Source organism: bacterium (assembly GCA_018814885.1).
Taxonomy (GTDB): Bacteria; Krumholzibacteriota; Krumholzibacteriia; order LZORAL124-64-63; family LZORAL124-64-63; genus JAHIYU01.
In genome coordinates, this window is record JAHIYU010000132.1 from 1 (window position 1) to 2,964 (window position 2,964).

The window sequence follows — 2,964 nt, forward strand, 5'->3', positions numbered from 1 at the left end:
CAGAAAAGGTGGAGGAAGCTCAGCGGTTATGCGTTGCTTGGGAAAGTGGTCGAGGGAATCGTGTTCATCGACGGGGTGGAGGATGTCGCTGCCTGAGGGGTCATACACAACTCTTGACCATAACTCCTTGACCGCCCGTTCCACCTCGTACCCGTAGATCCCGTCCCGGTCGCGAATCAGGAACCGCGGCGCCGTTTCGAACGGAAATGCTTGAAAGAGCTGCAACGCCGTCCACCCGGCGGTCGGGTTGTATGTGACATTGATGTGTATGATCCGCCGCCGATCCAGCGACAGCACCACGAACACGTAGAGCGTGCGGAACATGACCGTCGGCACGGTCAGGAAGTCGATGGCAACTGTCTGGTCGAGGTGGTTCTTCAGGAATGTCTTCCAGTTCTGCGTCGGTCGCCCCTTGCGAGTGATCATGTACCGCGCGACGGTCGCCTCGCTCACGTCGTAGCCGAGCATGAGCAGCTCGCCGTGGATGCGCGGCGCGCCCCAGGTCGGGTTTTCCCGCGAGATGCGGCGGATCAGCTCGATCAGCTCCCAGGGGATGCGGGGGCGTTCCGGGTCGCCGGGCCGCGACTTCCGCCGCCACCACGCCCGCCACAGCCTGCGGTGCCAGGCGATGACCGTCTCGGGCTTGACCAGGCGCAGCGGTTTGTGCCAGTCGGACCAGATCCGACTCAGCGCGACCCAGAACAGGCGGTCCAGGGCGGTGAAGGCGGGTCTGGGGGTGGTGCGCTCTAGGACCAGGATCTGCTGGCGCAGGGCGAGGTTCTCCAGGTGCAGGTCGTGGCGGGTGCGCAGCAGGGATGTCAGGAAGCCGAAGATGAGTTTGATCATGATCGGTGGAGGATCGGCGGGTTGAGCCGTGACTTGTGTGACATCTGGATGCGACGAAACTGGCGATTGGACGGGAATATTCTTGCAATTGGACGTCGTCGTACATAGTGTCTGCACATGTGAGTAAGTGTAGACAGTATGTTTGGAGGACTCATGGCCAAACGACCGGAGGATCTCTTCAGGAGTCACGGCGGGCAACTGCGTATGAGCGAAGCCCTTAGGCTCGGGCTGAGCCGCTACCGGCTCTACAAACTGCGGGACGAGGGCGTGATCGAGCGGGTGAGCCGCGGGATCTACCGCCTCGTGGACCTCCCCCCGATCGGCAATCCCGACCTGGTGACCGTCGGACTGCGGATCCCGAACGGGGTGGTGTGCCTGGTCTCGGCGCTCGCGTTCCACGGAATGACCACGCAGATCCCCCACGAGGTCTCCGTCGCCGTGCGGCGGGGGAGCCGCGCGCCCCGGCTGGATCATCCGCCGGTGCGGACTTACTTCTTCGGCGCCGAGGCTCATGCGGCGGGCGTCGAGACGCACCGGCTCGACGGGGCGCCGGTCAGGATCTACGGCCCCGAGAAGACCCTGGCCGACTGCGTCAAGTTCCGTAACCGGATCGGCATGGACGTCGTCCAGGAGGCGCTCAAGGCCTACCGGGCGCGACGCCGGCCCGACTTCGACGCCGTCATGCGCTTCGCCCGGATCTGCCGGGTCGATCGCGTGATCCGGCCCTACCTGGAGGCCCTGATGTGACGGCGCCCCGGAACGTCGCCGCCTCCGTCCGGCAGCGCCTGCTGAACCGCGCCCGCACCGATCAGCGGCCGTTCGACGAGCTGCTCCGGTATTACGCCATGGAGCGGTTCCTGTACCGCCTGTCCCGTTCGGACCATGTAGAGCGGTTTGTCCTCAAGGGCGCGCTGCTGCTGAGGGTCTGGGATTCGCCCCTGCAAAGGCCGACCATGGATATCGACCTGCTCGGACGGACGAGCAACCGGGCGGAGGAAATCGAGGATCTGATCCGAGACGTCATCGGCATCCACGTGGACGCGGACGGACTGGACTTCGACCCCGCCTCAGTCCGTGCGGACCGGATCACCGCGGATGCGGACTACGAGGGGCTGCGGGTCAGGTTCGAAGGGCGGCTCGGCACGGCCCGGATCCATATGCAAGTGGACATCGGGTTCGGCGACGTCGTTTTTCCGGAGCCGGTGGTGGCCGAGCTGCCGACCGTCCTGGGCGATCGGGCGCCGCGTCTGCTGTGCTACAGCCGGGAGAGCGTCGTCGCGGAGAAGCTCGAGGCCATGGTCCGGCACGGCGAGCTCAACAGCCGGATGAAGGACTTCTATGACATCTGGTTGCTGTCCCGGCAGTACGAGTTCGTGGCCGGGATCCTGTCGGAAGCCGTTCGCCGGACGTTCGAGCGGAGGGACTCCAGCCTCTCTCGGCATCCGGCGGCCTTCGATCCGTCATTCGTCGAGGCCAAGCAGGTGCAGTGGTCTGCATTCCTGGATCGGATCCGGGACGAACAGGCGCCGAAGGCGTTTCGGGACGTCGTGGCCGAACTGGAGGCGTTTCTGGGGCCGTTGCTCGAGGAGCTCGAGTCCGAGGGAGGGGAGGGGGGAAGACGCTGGGTGGCCGGCAAGGGATGGGCGTGAAGGGTGATGAGGCTGTTAGTGGGTATTGAGAGCGTTTTCAGAAAACGTGATCCCGTTCTTCGGATACCCGGAACCGATTAGGAAAGTGATCTACACGACCAACGCCATCGAATCTCTTAACGCCCAGTTGCGGAAAGTGACCAAGAAGCGGGGCTCGTTCCCGACCGACGACTCGGTCCGCAAGATCCTGTACTTTGCGGTCATGCGGGCCTCGAAGAAATGGACAATGCCGATCCGGGACTGGCCGAAGGCTCTAAACTTCTTCTCAATCGTGTTCGAAGGAAGGGTGCCGGTCTAAATCATGAAGGCCGCGAATCTGTGTCACGGGGGAGTCAATCCCATTCCTAGTTGAAACTCTCCACGGCCTCCCAACCTCATGCAGCAAGTTTACCTCCCTTGTCCGTCACGCGGATCTCCAGTCCTACCAGGATAGCCTGACGTAGCTTCGGCAGGTGCCGGTAGCCGCACA

Annotated in this window: 3 protein-coding genes and 1 pseudogene; 3 read left to right on the forward strand and 1 reads right to left on the reverse strand. The window is 63.7% G+C overall.

All coding sequences use genetic code 11. The features are described 5' to 3' along the window. Positions 1-846 (reverse strand): IS3 family transposase (locus KJ554_09365; protein MBU0742543.1); only part of this gene is annotated, 846 nt, incomplete at its 3' end. Between the two features lie 153 nt (positions 847-999). On the opposite strand from KJ554_09365, the gene KJ554_09370 reads away from it, so the two are divergent. The 3 genes and pseudogenes from KJ554_09370 (at position 1,000) to KJ554_09380 (ending at position 2,793) form a co-directional block, all read left to right on the forward strand. Then, positions 1,000-1,593, forward strand: a complete 594-nt coding sequence (locus KJ554_09370; protein ID MBU0742544.1) for a type IV toxin-antitoxin system AbiEi family antitoxin domain-containing protein — start codon at positions 1,000-1,002, stop codon at positions 1,591-1,593. Continuing rightward, the gene (locus tag KJ554_09375; protein ID MBU0742545.1) at positions 1,590-2,495 is read left to right on the forward strand and encodes a nucleotidyl transferase AbiEii/AbiGii toxin family protein; all 906 of its coding nucleotides are present in this window, start codon (positions 1,590-1,592) and stop codon (positions 2,493-2,495) included. Before KJ554_09370 ends, KJ554_09375 begins: the two co-directional genes overlap by 4 nt. Before the next feature lie 46 nt (positions 2,496-2,541). Beyond that, positions 2,542-2,793 (forward strand): annotated as a pseudogene (locus KJ554_09380) (transposase). The last annotated feature ends 171 nt before the right edge of the window (positions 2,794-2,964 follow it).

Coding starts and splice junctions, on each gene's coding strand:
- KJ554_09370 (MBU0742544.1), top strand. CDS start 1,000: ATGGCCAAACGACCGGAGGATCTCTTCAGGAGTCACGGCGGGCAACTG.